Source organism: Candidatus Enterococcus ikei (genome assembly GCF_017316105.1).
In the GTDB taxonomy this organism is placed as follows: Bacteria; Bacillota; Bacilli; order Lactobacillales; family Enterococcaceae; genus Enterococcus_L; species Enterococcus_L ikei.
On sequence record NZ_JAFLWD010000014.1, the window covers coordinates 36734 to 59684 of the forward strand.

The 22951-nt window shown below is 36.2% G+C and carries 17 protein-coding genes; 15 read left to right on the plus strand and 2 right to left on the minus strand.

Going from position 1 to position 22951, the window contains the following annotated elements; genetic code table 11:
- Positions 1-235 precede the first annotated feature (235 nt).
- Entirely contained in the window at positions 236-1519 is a 1284-nt protein-coding gene (gene tig, locus JZO69_RS06760; protein ID WP_207112134.1) for a trigger factor, read from the plus strand.
- An 82-nt stretch (positions 1520-1601) separates the two neighbouring features.
- On the opposite strand, the gene JZO69_RS06765 is transcribed toward tig, so the two are convergent.
- Complete coding sequence (locus tag JZO69_RS06765) at positions 1602-2465, minus strand: alpha/beta hydrolase (protein ID WP_207112135.1); 864 nt, start codon at positions 2463-2465, stop codon at positions 1602-1604.
- A 356-nt stretch (positions 2466-2821) separates the two neighbouring features.
- Here JZO69_RS06765 and allC point away from each other — a divergent pair, with 356 nt between their 5' ends.
- The 8 genes from allC to arcC all read left to right on the plus strand — a co-directional run bounded on the left by allC (position 2822) and on the right by arcC (position 11988).
- A complete protein-coding gene (gene allC, locus JZO69_RS06770) occupies positions 2822-4048 on the plus strand; it encodes an allantoate deiminase (protein ID WP_207112136.1) in 1227 nt (408 codons plus the stop codon).
- A gap of 21 nt (positions 4049-4069) precedes the next feature.
- Positions 4070-4855 (plus strand): (S)-ureidoglycine aminohydrolase, encoded by a 786-nt coding sequence (gene allE / locus JZO69_RS06775; RefSeq protein WP_207112137.1) that lies wholly within the window; start codon positions 4070-4072, stop codon positions 4853-4855.
- Between the two features lie 20 nt (positions 4856-4875).
- The gene (gene allD, locus JZO69_RS06780; protein ID WP_207112138.1) at positions 4876-5943 is read left to right on the plus strand and encodes an ureidoglycolate dehydrogenase; all 1068 of its coding nucleotides are present in this window, start codon (positions 4876-4878) and stop codon (positions 5941-5943) included.
- Between the two features lie 29 nt (positions 5944-5972).
- Positions 5973-7022, plus strand: coding sequence for an ureidoglycolate dehydrogenase (allD, locus tag JZO69_RS06785; RefSeq protein WP_207112139.1), 1050 nt, complete (start codon positions 5973-5975; stop codon positions 7020-7022).
- Between the two features lie 115 nt (positions 7023-7137).
- Positions 7138-8895: an acyl-CoA synthetase FdrA gene (gene fdrA, locus JZO69_RS06790; protein WP_207112140.1), complete on the plus strand. Its 1758-nt coding sequence runs from the start codon at positions 7138-7140 to the stop codon at positions 8893-8895.
- Between the two features lie 15 nt (positions 8896-8910).
- On the plus strand, positions 8911-10179 hold the full coding sequence (locus JZO69_RS06795) for a YlbE family protein (protein WP_207112141.1): 1269 nt from the start codon (positions 8911-8913) through the stop codon (positions 10177-10179).
- Positions 10180-10182: 3 nt separating this feature from the next.
- The gene (locus tag JZO69_RS06800) at positions 10183-11037 is read left to right on the plus strand and encodes an oxamate carbamoyltransferase subunit AllH family protein (protein WP_347401576.1); all 855 of its coding nucleotides are present in this window, start codon (positions 10183-10185) and stop codon (positions 11035-11037) included.
- 12 nt (positions 11038-11049) lie between these two features.
- Entirely contained in the window at positions 11050-11988 is a 939-nt protein-coding gene (arcC, locus tag JZO69_RS06805) for a carbamate kinase (RefSeq protein ID WP_207112143.1), read from the plus strand.
- 54 nt (positions 11989-12042) lie between these two features.
- Here arcC and JZO69_RS06810 read toward each other — a convergent pair whose 3' ends face one another.
- The gene (locus JZO69_RS06810; protein WP_207112144.1) at positions 12043-13683 is read right to left on the minus strand and encodes a PucR family transcriptional regulator; all 1641 of its coding nucleotides are present in this window, start codon (positions 13681-13683) and stop codon (positions 12043-12045) included.
- Positions 13684-14188: 505 nt separating this feature from the next.
- On the opposite strand from JZO69_RS06810, the gene JZO69_RS06815 reads away from it, so the two are divergent.
- The 6 genes from JZO69_RS06815 (at position 14189) to JZO69_RS06840 (ending at position 22936) form a co-directional block, all read left to right on the plus strand.
- Entirely contained in the window at positions 14189-15397 is a 1209-nt protein-coding gene (locus JZO69_RS06815; RefSeq protein WP_207112145.1) for a pyridoxal-phosphate-dependent aminotransferase family protein, read from the plus strand.
- A 210-nt stretch (positions 15398-15607) separates the two neighbouring features.
- Positions 15608-16885 carry an MFS transporter gene (locus JZO69_RS06820; RefSeq protein WP_207112146.1) on the plus strand — a complete coding sequence of 426 codons (1278 nt, stop codon included), beginning with the start codon at positions 15608-15610 and terminating at the stop codon, positions 16883-16885.
- 172 nt (positions 16886-17057) lie between these two features.
- Positions 17058-18527, plus strand: coding sequence for an allantoin permease (gene allW, locus JZO69_RS06825; protein ID WP_207112147.1), 1470 nt, complete (start codon positions 17058-17060; stop codon positions 18525-18527).
- A gap of 78 nt (positions 18528-18605) precedes the next feature.
- On the plus strand, positions 18606-19973 hold the full coding sequence (allB, locus tag JZO69_RS06830; protein WP_207112148.1) for an allantoinase AllB: 1368 nt from the start codon (positions 18606-18608) through the stop codon (positions 19971-19973).
- A 171-nt stretch (positions 19974-20144) separates the two neighbouring features.
- Positions 20145-21389, plus strand: a complete 1245-nt coding sequence (locus JZO69_RS06835) for an MFS transporter (protein WP_207112149.1) — start codon at positions 20145-20147, stop codon at positions 21387-21389.
- A 215-nt stretch (positions 21390-21604) separates the two neighbouring features.
- A complete protein-coding gene (locus tag JZO69_RS06840) occupies positions 21605-22936 on the plus strand; it encodes a hypothetical protein (RefSeq protein WP_207112150.1) in 1332 nt (443 codons plus the stop codon).
- Positions 22937-22951 lie beyond the last annotated feature (15 nt).

The window sequence follows — 22951 nt, forward strand, 5'->3', positions numbered from 1 at the left end:
TTTTATTTGTGTATTATTTCATCTACTTTACCGAAGATAGCTATTAGAATTTATCTACCTTATTTGAAGCAAAAGAGGATGGATGTAATTAAGTTTAAAAACAATTAAAGGCATTTTAGTTTTATTTAGCTTCATCTCATCTAAAATGTTTACATTTAACCAGTGATAGTGTACTATTTAAAGGTATGCATAACATAAATTCATGTATAAAATTAAATTATTCGGAGGGAAACAAATGTCTGCGAAATGGGAAAAAAAAGGCACCAATGATGGTGTGTTAACTTTTTCAGTTGATCAAACGCTAATTGAAAAAGGCTTGAAACAAGCATTTGATAAAGTCAAAAAAAATCTTAACGTACCAGGATTCCGTAAAGGAAAAGTGTCACGTCAAGTATTCAACCGTATGTACGGCGAAGAAGCATTGTTTGAAGATGCTTTGAACGCAGTTTTACCAGAAGTTTATGAAGCAGCGGTTAAAGAAGCTGGAATTGATCCAGTATCTCAACCTAAAATCGATGTTGAAAGCATGAACAAAGGTGAAGATTGGATCGTTACTGCTGAAGTTATTGTAAAACCTGAAGTAAAATTAGGCGATTACAAAGACTTAACAGTAGAAAAACAAGACCGTGAAGTAACAGATGAAGACGTAGATGCACGCATCCAACGTGAATTAGAATCTCAAGCTGAACTAGTAATCAAAGAAGACGAAGCCGCTGTTGATGGCGATACAGTCGTAATCGATTTTGAAGGATTTAAAGACGGAGAAGCTTTTGAAGGCGGAAAAGGTGAAAACTATTCTCTTGAATTAGGTTCTAACTCTTTCATTCCAGGCTTTGAAGAACAATTAGTTGGCAAAAAAGCTGGCGAAGAAGTTGAAGTGAAAGTAACCTTCCCAGAAGATTACCAAGCAGAAGACTTAGCTGGTAAAGAAGCTGTTTTCCAAGTGAAAGTTCACGAAGTAAAAGCAAAAGAATTGCCAACATTAGATGATGAATTTGCTAAAGACGTTGATGATTCAGTTGAATCATTAGACGAATTAAAAGAAAAATACCGTAAAGAATTAACAGAATCTAAAGAAGCTGCTGCAACAGAAGCAAAAGACGAAGCTGCAATCCGTCAAGCTGTTGACAATGCTGAAATCGTTGAATTACCACATGTAATGGTACATGATGAAGTTCACCGTTCAATGGATGAATTCTTAAACAACATGCAACGTCAAGGTATCGCTCCAGATATGTACTATCAATTAACTGGAACAACTGAAGCTGACTTGCACAAACAATTTGAAGCTGAAGCAGAAGTTCGTACGAAAACAAACCTTGTGATCGAAGCGATCGCTAAAGCTGAAAATATTGAAGTATCTCAAGAAGATATGGATAAAGAAATCAACGAATTGGCTGAACAATACAATATGCCAATCGACCAAGTTAAAAAAGTTTTAACAGAAGACATGTTAAAACATGATATTCGCATGAAACGTGCAGTAGAAGTAATCACTGAAACTGCAACTGAAAAATAAAAGCAATTTAAAAGACATTCCTGAGTGATTGGGAATGTCTTTTTGTATTTTATTATAATGTAAGATAGTAAATATGTTAAAATCAAGTAATAGCTAATATGTTATCTAACCATTCAATCAGCGCATGGTAGACACGAATTCCTTCACTATTCGTTAAGTCATTATCAAAATCGTGAGGAAGTTTTTCGACTTCTTCATAAGTAACGTTAGGAATTTTGCTTAAAGCAACTTTTGATGCTTCAACAGGAACATCTTGATCAGCTGAGCTGTGAGCTAGAAAAGTAGGAGGCAGTTGAGCAACTTCAACTTCAGTTAGACTAAATGATTCTTTTTCACTAGGACTGCTGAGTAAATAGCTCAACCAATTACCAAATTGTCGGCCAGATAAATAAAGTGAAAACCGTTCATTAATAGAAATCGCGGTCATCGGTTTAGATTGAATCATTGTTTGAGCGGTCATAGGAGCTATTTTAGGAAATTGATTGTAATAACTGCTAGGTTGATTGAATGCTGGATTAGTTAAATCATAGTATCCATAAAAACTAATCAAGCCTTTTTGCTCTGGAGCATGATGGCGGGCAGATAGCAGATATGTCAGAAAACCGCCAGCAGAACGACCAAACAAGAAATAATCTGGTTTTTCTAGTCCTAGAGAGGTTTGATAATTCGTCAAAAACCAGTCTATTGCTTCTGTTAAACACTGATAAATAGTTGGAAGCTTAACTTCTGGTGCTAATGGATAATCAATGGTTAAGATGTTATAACCATTTTCTACTAAAAGCTGACAGTAAGTTTCAGGTAGGTCATCACGATCACCATAAAGTAGTCCTCCGCCATGAAAGTAAATAATTGTTGCTTTAGATGCAGAGACTTCTTGTTGAGAATAAAATGTCATGGAAAGCTTTAAATCATCAAGCTGGTTGTAATCAATTATTTTTTTTATCATGAAAGTTCCTCCTTATTCTATAGATAACAACATTTCGTATCACTAAATCTGGTACTTTTAAACTTCAGTTCACTTTATTCACTGCGTTTCAAAGAAAAAGCGAAGCGGGCTCGCTTAACTTCAACAAAAATATGAAGGTAATATTTTTTACCTCATTCAGATTTTATCATTTTTCTGAAGTTCTAGCCCGTAAATTTAGATAGTTTCACTAACTTATTTCTATTTTAACTCAAATAGCTGTAGTCTTTATGTTTAATGCGCACAAAGATGGGAGTTAATTTGTGAAATGTGGATAGTGTATGAAAGTCGGCAACCGCTTACAATGGTTATGATAATAAAAGAGGGAGATGTATCAAATGGATTTAAAAAAAGTTTTACAGGAAAATATTGATCAAATTTCTAATATTGGTAACGATCCAACAGGTGGAATGACTCGTTTATTGTATTCTGATTCTTGGTTGGAAGCGCAAAAAACTGTGAAAGAAAAATTGGAAGCAATTGGTATGACGGCTTCATTTGATGAAATCGGAAACCTCTTTGGTAGAGTAGAAGGAACAGAGCATCCAGAAGAAACGATTTTATCAGGTTCTCACATTGATACCGTTGTTAACGGCGGAAACTTAGATGGGCAATTTGGTGTGATCGCAGCTTATGTTGCAATTCAATATTTATTAGAAACTCATGGTAAACCAAAACGTTCATTAGAAGTTATTTCAATGGCTGAAGAAGAAGGTAGCCGTTTCCCAACTGTTTTCTGGGGTAGTAAAAACTTTGTCGGCGAAGCAAAAAAAGAAGATGTTATTGAAATCGCTGACTTTGAAGGCTTGAAATTCGTTGAAGAAATGCAACGTCATGGTTTTGACTTTAGAGATGAAAGCAAAGCTGCTAGAGATGATATCAAAGCATTCGTAGAAATCCATATTGAACAAGGAACAGTTCTTGAAAAAGAACAATTACAAATCGGTGTTGTTAATAACATTGCAGGTCAAAGACGCTATACAATCGTGTTAAAAGGCGAAGCAAACCATGCTGGAACAACTCCAATGGGCTATCGTAAAGATGCGGTTTATGGTTTTGCTAAGATTTGTTCACAAGCAATCGATCGTGCATTAGAAGTCGGTGATCCATTAGTATTGACTTTCGGTAAAGTTGAACCTAAACCTAATACAGTAAACGTAGTACCAGGAGAAGTTTTGTTTACAATGGACTGCCGTCATACAGATAGCGGAGAACTTCATGCATTTACACAAGAAATTGAACAAATGATGAAAGATATCGCTGCAGAACACGGCTTAGAAATCGACATTGACTTGTGGATGGATGAAGCACCAGTGCCAATGAATGAAGAAATTGTAACAGCTATTGAAACGGCTGCTAAATCAGAAAATATGAAATATAAAGTAATGCATAGTGGTGCTGGACACGATTCACAAATCATTGCACCACACTTCCCAACTGCGATGATTTTTGTACCAAGTATTAACGGTATTAGTCATAATCCCGCAGAAGCAACAGATATTGATGACTTAGTTAATGGCGTAAAAGTATTAGCCAGCGCATTATATGAATTAGCTTATAAATAAAAGAAAGTAGGAAAAGTAAAAATGGGTTATAAAAATAATCAAACAGGTTATCTAGACGGTTTATTATCATCTAGAGCTGTAATCAAAAAAAATAATTATGCATTGATTCCACATGATGGATTAGTAAATAACGTGATTCCTGGTTTTGAAAACTGTGATTGCTCGATTTTAGGATCAAAACAATTAGGTGCAAATTTCGTAGACTACATTATTACGATGCACAAAGATGGTAAAAATCAACGCGGTTTCGGTGGCGAAGGCGTTGAAACAATTGTTTATGTGATTGATGGTGTTTTAAAAGTCAATGATGGAACAGAAACACATGAACTGACAAAAGGCGGCTATGCATATTTACCAGCTAGCACATTGATGTATTTAGAAAACGGCCAAGATGCAGATACAGAAATTTTCTTATACAAAAAACGCTATCAACCATTAGAAGGCTACGAAGCACATAAAGTAGTCGGTAATGTCAATGATATGGAACCAATCGAATATGAAGGCATGAAAGACGTACTTTTATGGGACTTTTTACCGAAAGATTTAGGGTTTGATATGAACTTCCATATCCTTTCATTTGAGCCAGGAGCAAGTCACGGCTACATTGAAACACACTATCAAGAACATGGTGCTTACTTACTTTCTGGACAAGGAATGTACAACTTAGATAATGAGTGGATGCCAGTCGAAAAAGGGGACTATATCTTTATGAGTTCATACGTGCAACAAGCAGCTTATGCTGTAGGTCGCGACGAACCATTGATGTATGTATATTCTAAAGATTGCAACCGTGATCCAGAAATTTAATTTGAAGAGGAAGTTTAAGAATGAATGAAACTGTTGTAGTGAAACCAGAAGAATTGCATGACTTGATCGAAAAAAAATTAACAACAGCTGGGTTAAAACCAGAACATGCAGATGAAGTGGCGACACATTTGGTATTTGCAGATGCGTGCGGAATCCACTCACATGGAGCCGTAAGGGTAGAATATTATGCGGAACAGATCGATAAAGGCGGCGTGACGCTAGATCCCCAAATTGAATTCGAAGAAACAGGACCAAGTTCAGGAATTGTTCACGGTAAAAATGGTGCCGGACAATTTGTTGCTGACAAGGGACTTAAGTATGCGATCGATATGGCGAAAAAATCAGGCGTAGCCGTTGTTGGAATTTCAAAGATCAGTCATAGCGGAGCATTATCTTACTATGTTAAAAAAGCAGCTCAACAAGATTTGATCGCAATTGCAATGTGTCAATCAGATCCGATGGTTGTACCATTTGGCGGAAAAGAAAACTATTTCGGTACAAATCCAATTGCCTTTGCAGCACCAAGAAAAGGTCATGAACCAGTCGTATTCGATATGGCAACAACCGTACAAGCTTGGGGCAAAGTGTTGGATGCCCGTTCTAAAAATAAAGAGATTCCTAATACTTGGGCAGTTGATAAAGATGGCAAACCTACAACTGATCCGCACAAAGTAAACGGATTATTACCAATTGCCGGACCAAAAGGCTACGGTTTGATGATGATGGTAGATATTTTATCTGGTATGTTATTAGGCTTGCCGTTTGGGAAACATGTTTCATCTATGTATGATGATATAAAAAAAGGCCGCGATGTAGGTCAAATGTATATCTTGATTGATCCAAAACGTTTTACTGATCTAGACATGTTCAAAGAGTCAGTTGACGGGATGGTAGAAGAATTACATGCGATTCCAGCAGCAGATGGGTTTGAGCAAGTATATTATCCAGGTGAAATCAATCAAATCAATTATGAAAAATCATTGATTGATGGCATCGACATCGTCAAAGATATTTATGATTATTTAAAGAGCGACACACTTCATTTTGATCGCTATGAAAATACAAATGCCTTTGGTGAAAAAAAATAAAATTTTTCAAATAAAGGGAGTGTTTTACAATGAGAGTAAAAAAAGCAGAGTTACATCAGCTGATTAAAAATAAAATAGCCAAAGCTGGATTGTCACCAGAACATGCAGAAATCGTAAGTGATGTTTTGACATTTGCAGATGCAAGAGGAATACATTCTCATGGTGCGATGCGTGTGGAATATTATTCAGAAAGAATCGCTAAAGGCGGCATCACGAACGATCCTAAATTTTCTTTTGAACAAACAGCACCTAGTTGTGGTATGTTTGAAGGAGATAATGGCTCTGGTTTTGTTGCAGCTGAAAAGGCAATGGATCACGCGATTGAAATGGCGAAAAAAAATGGTGTAGCAGTTGTTGGTGTACGTAATATTTCCCATAGTGGAGCACTTGCTTATTATGTGGAAAGAGCAGCAGAACAAGATATGGTAGCCCTTTCTGTTTGCCAATCTGATCCAATGGTTGTACCATTTGGAGGAAGCGAGCCGTATTTTGGAACAAACCCAATCGCTTTTGCAGCACCAAGTAATGATGATCGAGTAATTACCTTTGATATGGCTACTACAGTTCAAGCTTGGGGGAAAATTCTTCATGCCCGTTCTAAAAAAGAAGCCATTCCAGATTCATGGGCGGTAGACGAGCAAGGAAATCCAACAACAGATTCTACAGCTGTTAACGCGCTGTTGCCAATTGCCGGTCCTAAAGGCTACGGTTTAATGATGATGGTAGATGTTTTATCAGGAATTTTATTAGGCGTGCCATTTGGCAAACATGTTTCTTCTATGTATCATGATCTATCTAAAGGTCGTGAATTAGGTCAGCTGCATATCGTGATCAATCCAGATTTCTTTATTGGATTGGACACATTCAAAAAAAATATTTCAACAATGTTGGATGAGTTAAAAGAAATCAGCCCAAGTCCAGGATTTACAGAAGTTAATTATCCAGGAGAACGTGGTCGGGCGCGTGAGAAAAATTATGAAGAAAATGGAATCGAAATCGTGGATGATATCTACGAATATTTGATCAGTGACGATATTCATTATGATCGTTATGATCATAAAAATAAGTTTGCAGAATAATCTTTTGCAAAAGATAGAAACGAAATGTGACAAAAAACGGCATAGTCGATTTTTCTTATTTTTCAGTCGAAACATAATAAGTCCGTTACACTTTTAAACAAATGGAGGAATTTCAATGCTGCACACAATAATTAAAGCGAATAGCTATCAAGATTCTATCGTATTGATGTTATTAACCAACAAATTAAATACAATCGATGGCGTTCATAATGTTTCAGTTATGATGGGAACACCTGCAAATAAAGACATCTTCAAAACAGGTGGTTTATATACTGATGAGCTAGAAAAAGCTTCTTCAAATGATATGGTAATCGTATTAGATATTGAAGATGACTCATTGATCGACCAAGTTTTATCAGAAATCGACGTATTTTTAGAAGAACAAACTAAAGGCGGCGGTGACACTTCAGGTGAAGAAGTTGTTAAAACGTGGGATAAAGCCTTTGAGCTTGGCAAAGATGCTGGCGTAGTTGTTTTTTCTATCCCTGGTACACATGCAGCACTTGAAATTGAAAAAGCTTTGGATGAAGGCAAACATGTTTTTTGTTTCAGTGATAATGTAGCGATCGAAGACGAAAAACGCTTAAAAGAAAAAGCACATGATGCAGGACTTTTATTAATGGGACCTGACTGTGGTACTGGAATTATCAACGGAATTCCAGTTGCATTTACGAATGCTGTTCGTAAAGGCAAAATCGGCGTTGTTGGCGCATCTGGAACAGGTATTCAAGAAGTGACTACCATCATTCATAAATTGGGTGGCGGTGTAACGAATGCGATTGGTACTGGCGGACGTGATTTAAAAGCGGAAATCGGTGGAATCACATTGAAAGATAGTATTATGACGTTAGAGAAAGATCCAAATACAGAAGTGATTGTTGTCATCTCTAAGCCACCTGCACCAGAAGTTCGTGATGAAGTGCTAAACTTATTAAGAAGCGTTTCTAAACCGGCTGTAACAATTTTCTTAGGTGAAAAACCAACATCTCATGAAGAGAATCTTTATCGTGCGTATACGTTAGAAGAAGCAGCACAAACAGCTGTTCAATTATTGAATAAAGAGGCAGTTACTGCTGTGAAAGAAACATTAACAGTTCCAGCCCATTCTTTCAAACCTGAACAAAAATTTGTCAAAGGCTTATACTCCGGCGGTACACTTGCTTATGAAGCAGCGATGCTGATCAAGGAAGGTTTAGAGCTAACTGGTGACGAACATGCGCCAGAAGGATTTATCTTACAAAATCAAGGACATGAAATCATTGACTTAGGTGACGATGTTTATACACAAGGAAAACCTCATCCAATGATCGATCCTACTAAACGTAAAGAAATGCTAGAAGAAGCTGGTAAAGATGCTGAAACAGCGATCATTTTACTAGACGTGGTATTAGGTTATGGTTCTCACGCTAATATGGCACAAGAATTGGCACCAACAATTAAAGAAATCAAAGCAAAAGCAACTACTGACGGTAGAGAATTATTCGTGATCGGTACAATCGTTGGAACAGACGAAGATCCTCAAAATATTCATGAACAAGAAGCAATCATGAAAGATGCTGGCGTGATTCTTTGCGATAGTAATGCTCAAGCGGTTCGTTTAGCTTTAGCTATTTTAGATCATCCATTAACTCAAACAGATAAAGCAATCGAAGCAACACCGGCAGTGACACCTGTTGCAATTGAACCATCAGAAGAAATGTTAGCATTATTGACAAACCAAGGCTTTATCAATGTTGGGTTACGTAGCTTCTCAGAAGCAATCATCAATCATGGTGGTAAAGTGGTTCAATATGACTGGCAACCAGTCGCAGGCGGAAACATTACACTGCAAAAAGCATTACAGTTCTTAAATAAAGTAGCATTAGCTAAATAAGGGAGAATAAATCAAATGGCATATAAAACAATCGATGAAGCAAACCAAGCGGTAGCAGCAAAAATCGTTGCTGGTTCTCCTTTCTTATTAGATGTAGTCCCAGCAAAAACAGTAATTGAAGAATTAAATGATGGAAAAGTCCTATTACATGCAGGACCTCCAATCACTTATGATAAAATGGTCGATCCAATTCAAGGCGCTTGTGTCGGTGCAGCATTATTTGAAGAATGGTGTGAAACCGAAGAAGAAGCAAGAAAAATGCTAGAATCTGGTGAAGTAAAATTAATTCCATGTCACCATGTGAATGCCGTTGGACCAATGGGCGGAATCACTTCTGCAAACATGGCAGTCTTAGTTGTTGAAAATAAAACAGACGGCAATCGTGCTTTTTGTACAATGAATGAAGGAATTGGCGCAGTATTACGCTTTGGTGCTTATTCTGATGAAGTAATCAATCGTTTAAGATGGATGAGAGATACATTAGCACCTGTTTTAAGTGCTGCATTAAAAACCAAAGAAGACGGCTTAAACATCAACGTATTGGTTGCTAAAGCTATCGCTATGGGTGATGAGTTCCACCAACGTAATATTGCTGCTTCTTTAGCTTTCTTAAAAGAAATGGCGCCAATTATTGTTGGTTTAACAGAAATCGACCAAACAAAACGCGAAGAAGTTGTTCAATTCTTAGCAGATACAGATCAATTTTTCTTAAACATCATGATGGCGTCAGCAAAATCTGTAATGGATGGCGCAAGACAAATTCAAGAAGGAACAATCGTTACAGCTATGTGTAGAAATGGTTATGAGTTTGGTATCCGTATTGCAGGAATGGGTGATGAGTGGTTTACAGGTCCTGTTAATACACCTCAAGGATTATACTTCTCTGGTTTTAGTGAAGCAGATGCAGCTCCTGATATGGGAGACAGTGCTATTACCGAAACATTTGGTGTTGGTGGTATGGCAATGATCGCAGCGCCTGCTGTAACTCGTTTCGTTGGTTCAGGTGGCTTCTATGATGCCTTAAATACAAGTAATGAAATGACAGAAATTTGTATTGATACGAATCCAAATTTCCCAGTTCCAACGTGGGACTTTAAAGGAATCTGTTTAGGAATTGATGCCAGAAAAGTTGTTGAAACAGGTATCCTTCCAGTGATCAATACAGGGATTGCAAATAAAAAAGCTGGTCTAGGTCAAATCGGTGCAGGAACAGTAACACCTCCGATCGATTGTTTTGAAAAAGCAGTTTTAGCTTATGCGAAAAAATTAGGTTTTACAGAATAAAAGGTGAAGATATTGTTTGTTAATGCTAGTTTTATGGATCAAGTTCTTTTAACGAATGTTTTTGAAGAAAAAAAATGGCATGTTCATAGCAAATATAAGAATAGTTTTAATATTCAAGATGAGGGGAAGCAACAGTTAGTGGTCATTACGACCACTAACTATCCTTTTATGCCGAATGGGATTTATGTGCAAGCAAGTGATTTTTCACCATTATTGGCAACAATTGAAGTTGGTGAACCAATCATTTGGGAGCAAAAGTGTTTGCATTTTTCTAAAAATCATTTACTGCTGACACATGGAAAACTTTATTCATCAGTCATTGAAATAACAGAAGATATTTTGGAAACAAGTCAACAAAAGCTGTTTTCATACGCAAATACGCTGGCAAACAAAACGGGCAGTCAGCATACGTTAGCTCAGTTTTTAAACACTCAGCATCCATTTAATGAAGCTATTCAACAGCTATGTTCTGAAGATAACTCGCAACAAAAATTAGGACTCACTTTTCTTTTAGGAAGAGGGATGGGACTAACGCCATCAGGAGATGACATGATAGTCGGACACCTAGGTGCAAGATTACTGATGAACGAAGAATCGTCTATATTAAATCAATTATTACTTACTGAACTGTTATCAGAACGCTCTGTGACAACAGATATTAGTAAGCACTATTTGTTATGCGCAATATCACAGCGTTTTAGTGAACCTGTCATCCATTTAATTGGACTATTAACAACAAACAGCAGCAAAGAACAGATTGAAAAAGCAGTTGAAGCTGTTGTGAAAGTAGGTCACACATCGGGTGTTGATTTATTAGCAGGCTTTTTAACTACAATCAACTTATTGAATAGTAAATGAAGGAGGATTTTTATGGCAAATCGTGTCGTGATCGCATTGGGAGGCAATGCAATTTTAAAACCAAACCAAGAAGCAACACTTGAGGTACAATTAGATAATGTGAAAGTCAGCGCAGAGCTGGTTGCAAAAATAGAAGAATTAAATTATGAAATCGTTTTGACTCACGGAAATGGTCCACAAGTTGGAAATATCCTAAGACAAAATGAAGAAGCAAAAGATGTGGTTCCACCGTTTCCATTGGATGTTTGTAATGCTGAATCACAAGGCTTCATTGGATATATGTTAGAACAAAGCTTGAAAAATTCGTTGGAAACAAAAGGATTAACAAGTAACGTCATTACTTTGTTAACTCAAACAGAAGTTTCTGCTGAGGATGAAGCATTTGCTAATCCAAACAAACCAATCGGAATTTTTTACTCTGAAGAAGAAGCAAAACAAATGGAGCAAGAAAAAAATTGGGTGATGATGGAAGATGCTGGTCGTGGCTATCGCCGTGTGGTTCCTTCTCCACAACCAAAAGCAATTCACGGTGTAGATTCTATCGTTAAGTTATTAAACCAAAATACGATTGTTATCGCTGGCGGAGGCGGAGGAATCCCTGTTGTTCGCAATGAAGATGGTTTATTAAAGGGAATCGAAGCTGTTATTGACAAAGACCGTACAGGTAAAAAATTAGCGGAACAAATCGACGCTAGTGTATTCATGATGTTAACAGATGTTAGTAATGTTTATATCAACTATGGTAAAGAGAATCAAGAAAAATTAGAAACAATTTCTGTGAAACAAGCGCAGCAATACATGGACGAAGGACATTTTGCTGACGGCAGTATGGGACCAAAAATGGAAGCAGCGATTGCATTTGCTGCTCAAGGCAAAACGGCTATCATTTGTTCTTTAGAAGAAGCTGACCAAGCATTATTAGGTAGAGCTGGAACAAGAATCACTGGTTAAAAAAATAAAAAAGAGGTTGAAAGAACAATCTAGTGTTCTTTCAGCTTCTTTTTGTTATTGTTGTTGATTAGATCGTCCAGACAGTTCCAAGGCTAAACGTAAATTCAAACTATTCGTAGGATCTTGAATGTTTTTTCCTAATAATTTGGCGCAATGATCAATTCGATATTTAATCGTATTTCGGTGTAAATACATTTCTTTTGCTGTTTTTGAAATTTCACATTGGAAACTTAAATAACATTGTAACGTTTTGCGAAGTTCAATAAACGAATCTTCCACAGGATAAGCCAGTTCTTTTAACGTTGTTTCACAAAAATAATGAATATCCTCAAGACTCATTTTTTCAAATAAACTCTTCATTCCTTTAGGGTGATACCGATGAGTCAATGGCGCGTTTGTCATCGTCAGCATCTCTTCATGAGCTGTTTTTGCTTCAATAAAGGAATTAGCGATTTGTTCGGTCGTCTCATATAGATTTCCTAAAGCAAAAGTTAACCTGATCGGTAGTTTTTCAGATAGCTCTAAAGAAATTTCACTTAAAATTTTATCCAAATCATCTACTTTACTTTGAATTAAAATTGCTAGATGATTCGTGTTTTTTACTTTGAAGATGCTGATATGCTTAACTCTGAGCGGTAAAGTTTCCTGTAGCCATTGAAAGGCAACGTCGCTTTCTTCTTGTTGGTACTTAATTTTTGTTGCAGTAGCCGTTGTTTGACTGCAAATAGCATATACAATTTGATACTGTGAACTTTTCTTTAAGCCATAGTTTGCGCCTAAATCCAGCCAATCGCGTTTCGATTGGTGAGGTGTTTGCTGGTACTCGATCAATTGTCCTAAAAAGTCGCTTTTCAGAAAATCCAGCGATTCTTGGACCTTTTGATTTTTATACAACATAAAGGACAATACTAAACAAGCCTGCTCCACAGCAAATTCCGACATCGGATAGGGGACTTGTTCTGGATTTAAAATCAATAAATAATGTGGGAAGTAGCTATTTACCGTGACTGAAAATCCAGCGATTTGTAAGGGTGTTTGATTTAAGTCTTTGATCATAAACGATGCATGATCGTCTTCAATCCAACTATCGTACTTACTAGCAAGTTGCTCTACATAATATTCGGCAGGTTTTGAAGCTTGGGTAAAATGTTTAGAATGAGCAATTACTTTACGGTAAGGGCTTAACAAAATCACTGGAGTATTGATCATTTTACCAAAGTCAGCGACAAATCGCGCGATACTTACATCGTGGATCAGCAAATCTGAAAAACGTTTTTGAATATCTAAAGCATAACTTAAATGTTCGGTTTTGGTATCCCATAAAAAGTTCAGTAACTGATGCAACAAAGCACCCAATGGCTGAGAGCTGGGAACTTGGACAACTGGGAAATTGATTTTATTTGCATAGGCCACAACCTCGGGATCAATGGCTTCAATAAAACGACCAACTTTTATCCCGATACCAGCAGCTTCTTGTTCTTTTAAAGAATCGATCAAAGAGATTAAGTCTTGTTGATTATTTTTATAAACCATTGCAGTTGTTAAAAGGAAAATCTTCTTAGGAATAAAATTTGCCACATCAGGTGTTTCAGAAATTTCGATACTTTCAACAATTGTGTTGGCTTTAGTAGGATTCGTTAATAATTTTAAATCGGAAAATCGTGGGATTTTTAATAAATCTTCTAATGTAGTCAATGAATTTCCTCCTAATTTTAAAAGCGTAATGAGCTCGTTAGTCCTCGACAGAAAAATAGGAAAATATGAATGTGACGCTTTTAGTCACAGGCAGATTTTATCTTTTTACCGAGAGGTAAGCTCATGAAGCTAGATAATAAAAAAGCGTAATGAGCTCGTTTAACCTCGACAGAAAAATAGGAAAATATGAATGTGACGCTTTTAGTCACAGGCAGATTTTATCTTTTTACCGAGAGGTAAGCTCATGAAGCTAGATAATAAAAAGCGTAGCAAACCCATTTGTCCTTGATAGAAAAATAGGAAAGCATGAACGAGTTATTTTTGTTATAATAAGGTGTTAGCTTTTTTAAAAGAGATGAATATCTCTATTGTAAATGATAGCGCATGCAGATTCAAGAATGGTTTGTGCCAAATAACCGAAAATTCAAATTATTTATTCAAAAGTGACAATGATTTATTTTATTATAAGGGTAGGATGAAATTAAAACGGAAAAGAGGAATAGTTATGTTTTCAGAATTAACAGTACCAAGTAGAACAATCATGACTCCAGGGCCAGTAGAGGCGCATCCGGCAGCGCTAAGAGCAATGTCTGCTTCTATTTTAGGGCAATTTGATCCAGCCTTTCTACAAATTATGGATGAAGTAAAAGAAATGATCAAGATTCCTTTTGGCACGAAAAATGAGCAAGCTTTTGCGATCGATGGAACTTCTCGTTCTGGTTTAGAAGCAGCACTGATTGCTTTGATCGAACCAGGTGATAAAGTCTTGATCCCAGTTTATGGTCGATTTGCTTATCTTTTAGGTGAAATTTGTGAGCGTGCTCAAGCTGATATTCATTATCTTGAAAAAGAATGGGACGCACCTTTTGAACAAGAAACAGTAATTGAAGAAATCAAAAAATTTCAACCAAAAATTGTAGCTATGGTTCATGGAGAAACAGCCAATGGTCAAATGCAGTCGTTAGAAAAAATCGGTGAACACTGTAAGGAAAATGATATTTTCTTTGTTGTAGATATGGTAGCAACATATGGCGGAGTGCCGCTTGAAGTTGATGCGTGGGGTGTAGATATTGCTATTGCAGGCACGCAAAAGTGTGTGAGTGTTCCTTCTGGTTTGTCATTAATCACTTATAATGACCGCGTAGAAAAAGTTTTAACTTCTCGTTATCAAAAAGAATTAGGATTAAGCAAAGATATCCGCAATGCCAACCATATTAGCAGCAATTACCTTGATTTAAGCCAATTACAGCGTTATTGGAGTGAAGAACGAATCAATCATCATACTGAAGCGACAAGCATGATTTACGGCCTGCATGAAGGGTTAAGAATGCTGATCAAAGAAGGTATGGATAATGTGTATGCACGTCATGCCCAAAATGACCAAGCGATCGTTGCTGGTATCAAAGCAATGGGATTAGGCTTTTATGGCGATTTAACAACTAAAATGCCAACAGTTACACCGATCATGATTCCAAACGGTATCGATGGTGAAAAAGTTCGATCATTGATGTTAGATGAATTTGGGGTTGAAATTGCTTCTTCTTTCGGTGCGTTACAAGGAAAAGTTTGGCGTATTGGAAATATGGGATATAGCAGTAGAAAATCAAATGTACTTCATGTGTTATCTGCACTAGAAGGGGCGCTTAATTACTACGGCGCAGATATTGCCAAAGGTGAAGCAGTTAAAGCTGCATTAACCATTTATAAAAAATAATAACGAAGTCAAATTGTTTGTGTGAAAGAACATCCGATTGTTCGCTTTGCACAAACTTTTTGACAAGTTTGTGAAAAATAATGATGCGTGAAAGTTTGCTACCGCTTACAATTAAAGCGAATAAGAAGTTGTTTGATTATGTGTTAAAATGAAAATTGCACAAACCTTTTTTCATTCAAACACATAAATGAGGACATTGGAGGAAAAGACATGGATGCAAAAGTTAAGGGTTCAGGAATGGATTATTGGAAAAAAATTGTTATTTTGTTATGTGCCGGTTGGGTAACGATATGGGTGTATCGCTCAGCTTTATCACCTGCTTATCCACAAATCAATGAGTCACTTGGCGGGAATATCTCTGATACAGCTTTAGGTTTTATTTCTACTTGTTACTTTTTCGGTTATGTTGCGATGCAGATTCCAGCAGGATTTTTGGTTGATAAGATCGGTAAGAAAAAAGTATTGATTCCAGGATTTGTTGTTTTCGGAATTGCTGCTTTCTTGATCTCTCAAGCAACAAGCATTTCAATGATTTATTTTGGTAGTGTTTTAGCAGGGTTAGGTTGTGGATCTTTCTACGGTTCAGCATATTCTTTAACTTCTCAAAACATTCCGCAAGAAAAAAGAAGTTTTTCTACAGCTATCGTAAACAGTGGATCAGCAGTAGGTTCAGGGTTAGGCTTGATTTTATCTAGTTTCTTAGTGGTACAATTACAATTCCCATGGCAAACAATGATGTACATTTCAGTAGCATTGATCGTTGTGATGCTAGTAGCGTTTATTGCAATTATTCGTAACAATAAAGAAGATGCAGAATTTTTAGCACAAACTGAAGCAGCAGAAGTAGCTGAGGCTGAAAAAAATGAAGCCCCAGTTGTGGAAAAAGAACATGTTTCAGTGAAAAAATTATTCGCACCAAAAATGTTATTTGCTTATATTTTATACTTTGCTACTTGTTATGCGTATTATATGACAGTTACATGGTTGCCTAACTTCCTTGGAACTGAAAGAGGATTTGAAGGTGCAGCAATCGGATTTTCTGCTTCTCTTGTAGCCTTTGCTTCAATTCCAGGAGCATTATTCTTTAGTCGTTTAGCTGATAAGTTTATGCACAAAAAAGTACAATTTATCGTGATTTTAGAATTCTTAGCAGCAGTAATGTTACTGTTGACTGTTCAAGCAACAAATTCAACAATTTTATTAATTGGTTTGATTTTGTATGGTTTCTTAGGAAAATTAGCTGTAGAGCCAATCATTATTTCATGGTTGGGTGAAAATGCCCCTAAAGTTGGTATTGGTACAACACTTGGCGTATTCAACTTTTTCGGAATGATGTCTTCAGTTATTGCACCAACATTGACAGGTTCGATTTCTGATGCAACTGGTTCTAAAGAAATGGGCTTTTATATTTCAGTTATTCTACTTGTAGTCGGAACAACATTGTTCTTACTTGCTAACTTGAATAAAAAGAAAGCAAGTGCTGAATAAGACCTTGTACTAAATAAAGAAAAAAATAATGATGTGTTTAGCTTCTGAAACGAAATATAGTGGACAGAATTTAAACACATCATATTTTTTATCTAATTGCTATAAGTGTTACATAAAATAATAGTTTATTTGGAAACTTAACGCATGAAAGCGCTTTAAAGGAGGCGAATTAATGGAAACCCAAGATTATCAAATCACGGAAGGCGAACTTCAACGATATCGAGAACGTGGATACAATGAAGATCTGCTGCCAAAATCGTTGTCAAAAAGAATGATGGGAAAAATGAATTATTTTACGCTATGGATGGGCTCTGTTCATAATATTCCCAATTACACTGCCGTAGGAGGTTTTCTATTTTTAGGACTTTCTCCAATTAATATTATGTTAGCTTTGGTACTAAGTGCATTAGCGGTTGCTTTGTTCATGACCTTTAATGGTCGTGCAGGGTCAAAATACGGAATTCCTTTTGCCATTCATTTACGCTCGACTTATGGAGATATCGGAGCGAAACTACCGGGATTTCTAAGAGGATGTGTTGCTGCAATTGCTTGGTTTGGTTTGCAGAATTATACAGGTTCATTGGCATTATTGATTTTGATTGGTAAGGTTTGGCCAGGATTTTTGACACTTGGCGGAGATACGATGATTTTAGGCATTTCTATTCCAGGGTTGATTGCTTTTACGCTTTTTTGGGCGGTGAATATGCTTATCGGTTTTGGTGGAGGAAAGATTCTTAATAAATTTACAGCTATCTTGAGTCCACTGATTTATATTGTTTTTGGTGGTATGGCGATTTGGGCGATTCAAGCTGCTGGCGGCTTGGGTCCTATTCTTTCGTACGATGTCACTGGAGCAACACATAATATTTCGCCAGTATTTGTCTATTTTATGATCATTAATTCAGTTTTAGCTGTTTGGGCTGCTCCAGGAGCAAGCGTGTCAGACTTTACTCAGAATGCAAAATCAACAAAAGATCAAACAATTGGTCAAACGGCTAGTTTCTTAGTTGGTTATGGGATCTTTGCTTTTTCAAGTGTAGTGATTTTGATTGGCGGCTCCATTCGTTACGGTATTCAAGAATGGAATATTCTAAATATTGTTAATCGTTGGGATAATTCATTTGCAATTATTGTTGCGATGCTTGTATTCTTATTAACAACAGTCTCTACAAATGCAACGGGGAATATTATTCCGGCTGCTTATCAGCTATGTGCATTATTTCCGAAGAAGGTGGATTATAAAAAAGGTGTTTTGTTGGCCAGTGTCATTAGTTTTCTGATTATGCCATGGAAGTTAATGGAAAATTCTGCTAGTATTTTTATCTTCTTGAATACGATCGGTGCAGTATTAGGTCCAGTTGCAGGAACGATGATCGCAAATTACTATTTTGTTCAGAAGCAAAAAATCGATTTGAATCAATTGTACATGGATCAAACGGCAGACAATAGCCATAACATTTATAAAGGATTGAATAAACCAGCGTATGTTGCTACAGTTGTTGCATTGATTATCTGTTTAAGTGGTAATTTTATTCCTGCTCTAAAAGTGGTCTCAGATATTTCTTGGATCGCTGGCTTTGGCTCAGCATTTTGTTTATATTTAATACTAAGAAAATTTTTTGACAAAAAGGAACAAGCTTAATGAGTTCGATTCATTCAACTTTAAAAAACTAGCTTGGTAGGTTAACCTGCTGCGCTTTTAAATTTAGGAGGAAAGCAAATGAGTTATGATTTAGTAATCAAAAACGGCTTAGTGATTTTGGAGTCAGGAGAAGTTAAAACTGATGTTGCCGTAAAAGATGGTGTGATCGCAGCAATTGGTAGTGACTTAGGAGAAGCTAAAAAGGTAATTGATGCTTCAGGTTTAGTTGTTAGTCCAGGGATGGTTGATGCTCATGTGCATATTACTGATCCTGGCGGTGGTTATCGTGATCAATGGGAAGGTTATATCACAGGAACTGCTTCGTGTGCTAAAGGTGGCGTAACGTCGTTTATGGAAATGCCTTTAAACCAAGTCCCAGCAACCGTTGATGGTGAATCTCTAGAGATAAAATATACTGCTGGCAAAGGGAAATTAAAATCAGATGTAGGCTCATTTGGCGGTTTAGTACCCTTTAATCTTAAAGGTGGCATTCAAGAGTTAAATGATGGCGGGGTTGCGGCATATAAGTGTTTTATGGCAACGTGTGGTGACCGTAGCATCGATGGCGATTTTATGAATGTAGATGATTATTCTCTTTATGAAGGAATGAAACAAGTAGCTAAAACAGGTAAAGTTTTAGCAATTCATGCAGAAAATGCAGCAATTACAGATAAATTAGGAGAAATCGCTTATAAAAATGGTGAAACGACTCTGAAAGCGTACGTTGCAACGCGTCCTGTTTTTACTGAAGTAGAACCAATCCGCAGAGCAATTTTATTTGCTAAAGAAACAGGTTGTCGTATCCATATTTGCCATATTGCTTGTCCAGAAGGTGTGGAAGAAGTGACTAGGGCAAGAGAAGCAGGTGTTGATGTAACCTGTGAGACATGTACACATTATCTTTACTTTGATACAGATGAATTAGATGCGATTGGTCCAGTCGTAAAATGTTCACCGCCGATTCGCGACAAAGAAAATCAAAACGGCATGTGGGAAAAAGTCTTATTAGGAGAAATTGATTTTGTGACATCTGACCATTCGCCATGTACACCAGATTTAAAAGAGAAAGACAATGCATTTGAAGCATGGGGCGGCATTTCAGGTGTTCAAAACAATGTTGATGTACTTTTTGACGAAGGGGTTCAAAAAAGAGGAATGTCATTGAAACAATTTGCTGATATTATTGCTGCAAATCCAGCTGATCGCTATGATTTAGATCAAAAAGGTCGTATCAGTATTGGGAAAGATGCTGACTTTGTTTTGATCAAACCAAATGCACCGTACACATTAAAAGCTGAAGATCTAGAATATCGTAACAAAATCAGTCCTTATATCGGTCGTGAAATCGGTGCACAAGTGATGCAAACTATTTTACGAGGTCATCTTATTTATGATAAAGAAACGGGTGTTTCAACAGACTTTGTAGGAGCATTTATCAAGAAATAAAAAAAGTTAATAAAATAGCCAAGGAACACTCAAACATAAAAATAATTATTTTTATTGTCTGAGTGTTCCTATTTTTGAATGAAATTCAATCAATTCTCACATTATTCTTGGAAAAAAATTAAATGGAACTACTCATTTAATTGGTGTAACTTGATAAAGGAGAACCTAAATATGGATGAAATCAAAGAAAAAAAGAAACGAATGCCATACTGGAAACAAATTATCTATATACTAACAATCGGCTGGATCGTTATTTGGATCTATCGAACAGTTTTGACGCCTATTTATCCAATTATTAGTGATTATTTTGGTGGTGCAACAGATGCTCAGCTTGGTCATATATCAAGTTTTTATTTTTTAGGCTATGTTTGTATGCAGATACCTTCGGGGTTACTAGTAGATAAATTAGGAAAAAAACAAATTCTGATTCCTGGTTTTTTATTGTTTGGTCTGGGTGCATTAGTTGTTGGTTTAGCGCAAAATATCGGTCTTGTTTTCATTGGAAGTATTTTAGCTGGACTAGGTTGCGGCACGTATTATGGTGTAGCCTATTCTTTGACTGCAGAATATGTGCCAGTTTCTAAAAGAAGTCTAGCGACAGCAATAGTCAATAGCGGAACAGCGATCGGCAGCGGTCTAGGCTTGATTTCTTCCAGTTATTTAGTAGGAACAGGTCTGCTGCCATGGCAAACTTTGATCTTTGCTACAATTGTCTTGATTTTATTATCAATCATTATGTTTATACGTTATATTCGCTTAGAAAAAACAAAAAACCCAGTTGTTATTAATAAAGACGCTGAGGTGAAAAAACGAACGTCCATCAAAGCGCTATTCAAACCAAGAATGATTTCCGCTTATATCCTGTATTTTTCAACATTGTATACGTATTATTTGATTGATACGTGGCTGCCTAATTTTTTAGAAACGGAAAAAGGTTTTTCTGGAACATCAATCGGATTAGCTTCATCCTTAGTCTTTTTTACAGCAATACCCGGTGCACTTATTTTTAGCCGCATTGCTGATAGCCTACCTAAGAAAAAAATTCAGTTGATTATTTTACTTGAAGTACTAGCAGCTAGTGTGTTGTTTTTAACGGTAACGACCACAAATCAAACGATTTTAGTGATCGGAATTATGGCATATGGTTTTTTTGGAAAATTAGCCGTTGAGCCGATCATCATTTCTTGGCTAGGAGAATCTGCGCCTAAAGGTAGTGTTGCCACAATGTATGGAGTATTCAACTTTTTTGGAATGTCATCTTCAGTGATTGTGCCATCTTTGACAGGAACGATTTCTGATTTAACTGGATCAAAAATTTATGCCTTTTATTTAGCCATTTTAATTATTGGTGTGGGGACCTGTTTATTTTATTTGATCAACCGAGTGATTGGAGAACAAAGTAAAATTGAGGACTGATAGAATAAATGAAAAACATTTTGTTTTTTTCAAGAGAATTGAAAGAAATAATGTGTTTTTTAGTTTTCCTTGATGTATCATCAAAACAACTAGTTTATTTTTAGTTTTTTTTAAAATAATTATGAATTCAGTTTACTTTCGTGATTCTAGAAGTATATTAGATGAAGTCTGTCTTTTTTTTCGTTATACTTATCTAAAGGAACGAGGTGGAGCAAATGAAAAAAACAGAGAAAATATATCTGGTAGTTCAACGGGCTAGTTTTTCTTTAGATGAGTTGAAACAGGATGTTTTGGATTGGTTGAGCTTTTTACGTATTGTTACAATACCTGAAAGCTATCGTTTTGGTGATGAAAAAGAAGAGCTGTTTGATGTAGGGACAATTACACATCAGATTCAACAACTTTCAGAAGAAGATAATCTTTGGATCAAGGTAAATAGTCAAGGCGGGGAGTTTCAGCTCCATATCGCTAATTTAACGCTTCATGAACGGACGATTCTGGATGGCCCGATTTTTTGGGACTATCAAAAACTGATTGAAGATTATTGTGATACCAGAATGGCTAAAAATGGAATTTTTGGGTATATTCGTTCCTTTGATGAGTATCTATATAATAACATTGAAATAATTGAAAAAAGAACATTTGAGTCGGATACTGAAATTCGTAAACTGCCTAAAAGGTATAATAATAAAAAAATGGTGATTGTTGATTGTAATCAATTGGCGGGATATGATATTTATTTTAAAGGGTTATGTTTAACGTCATGTTGGAAAATGTATTATTCAAGTTTGTATTTTCAGGTTATCCCTAAGCCAATTTTTTTAGAAATCCAGCAAGTACAATCAGTAGTTGAATTAGATAATCAAGTAATCAAAGTGACCTTATTTAATAATCCATTTAATTGGGAACTGCCAGTCAATCAAAAATATCAACGGTTATTTAGAGATCAGATGGGGTATGACCAACTAGCTTGGAATAATGGAACGGGTATTTTGCGACCGCCATATATTGAATATGCTTTTGTTAAAGATATGACTCAAACCGTTCAATACCAAAATAGTTATTATCAACCAGTTGAAAAGAAAAATGCTACCTATTTTGTGACTAGAAGCTATGATAATATCCGTCAAAAGTATATAGAAAAACGTACTAAAGGAATATTAAACGCACAAGCTTATTTTCCGTGGATCGATGAAAAAAGTCGTAAAATGATGAATTATCGTGTTTTAGATCCAGAAATGGCAATTGATGGTGGGCTTTCGGCGTATGAATTTTATATACGGCAGTTCTTAGAAATTGATGTTTTGGATAATAAATATGATGACTTTGTTTCTGTGTTGCGTTTTTATTTGCCGAAAGAAGCAATCAAAGAAGTTCCTTTAGAGGCTTTGTGGGATAAGTTATTTGATGTGAATATCAGTAATTTAAAACAAAAAGAAAGCTCAACACGCTTTGATTTGAAAAAAGCGAAGAATCATTTACGTGTTGTATTTTTGGACTATAGTTATTTAGAAACGATTAATCAAACAATCGATATAAGTGAATAAAGAAAGACTGAGATC

What these genes read in the sequence shown, in the direction of transcription:
- tig (WP_207112134.1), top strand. Translation starts at nt 236, where the DNA reads ATGTCTGCGAAATGGGAAAAAAAAGGCACCAATGATGGTGTGTTAACT.
- JZO69_RS06765 (WP_207112135.1), bottom strand. Translation starts at nt 2,465, where the DNA reads ATGATAAAAAAAATAATTGATTACAACCAGCTTGATGATTTAAAGCTT.
- allC (WP_207112136.1), top strand. Translation starts at nt 2,822, where the DNA reads ATGGATTTAAAAAAAGTTTTACAGGAAAATATTGATCAAATTTCTAAT.
- allE (WP_207112137.1), top strand. Translation starts at nt 4,070, where the DNA reads ATGGGTTATAAAAATAATCAAACAGGTTATCTAGACGGTTTATTATCA.
- allD (WP_207112138.1), top strand. Translation starts at nt 4,876, where the DNA reads ATGAATGAAACTGTTGTAGTGAAACCAGAAGAATTGCATGACTTGATC.
- allD (WP_207112139.1), top strand. Translation starts at nt 5,973, where the DNA reads ATGAGAGTAAAAAAAGCAGAGTTACATCAGCTGATTAAAAATAAAATA.
- fdrA (WP_207112140.1), top strand. Translation starts at nt 7,138, where the DNA reads ATGCTGCACACAATAATTAAAGCGAATAGCTATCAAGATTCTATCGTA.
- JZO69_RS06795 (WP_207112141.1), top strand. Translation starts at nt 8,911, where the DNA reads ATGGCATATAAAACAATCGATGAAGCAAACCAAGCGGTAGCAGCAAAA.
- arcC (WP_207112143.1), top strand. Translation starts at nt 11,050, where the DNA reads ATGGCAAATCGTGTCGTGATCGCATTGGGAGGCAATGCAATTTTAAAA.
- JZO69_RS06815 (WP_207112145.1), top strand. Translation starts at nt 14,189, where the DNA reads ATGTTTTCAGAATTAACAGTACCAAGTAGAACAATCATGACTCCAGGG.
- JZO69_RS06820 (WP_207112146.1), top strand. Translation starts at nt 15,608, where the DNA reads ATGGATGCAAAAGTTAAGGGTTCAGGAATGGATTATTGGAAAAAAATT.
- allW (WP_207112147.1), top strand. Translation starts at nt 17,058, where the DNA reads ATGGAAACCCAAGATTATCAAATCACGGAAGGCGAACTTCAACGATAT.
- allB (WP_207112148.1), top strand. Translation starts at nt 18,606, where the DNA reads ATGAGTTATGATTTAGTAATCAAAAACGGCTTAGTGATTTTGGAGTCA.
- JZO69_RS06835 (WP_207112149.1), top strand. Translation starts at nt 20,145, where the DNA reads ATGGATGAAATCAAAGAAAAAAAGAAACGAATGCCATACTGGAAACAA.
- JZO69_RS06840 (WP_207112150.1), top strand. Translation starts at nt 21,605, where the DNA reads ATGAAAAAAACAGAGAAAATATATCTGGTAGTTCAACGGGCTAGTTTT.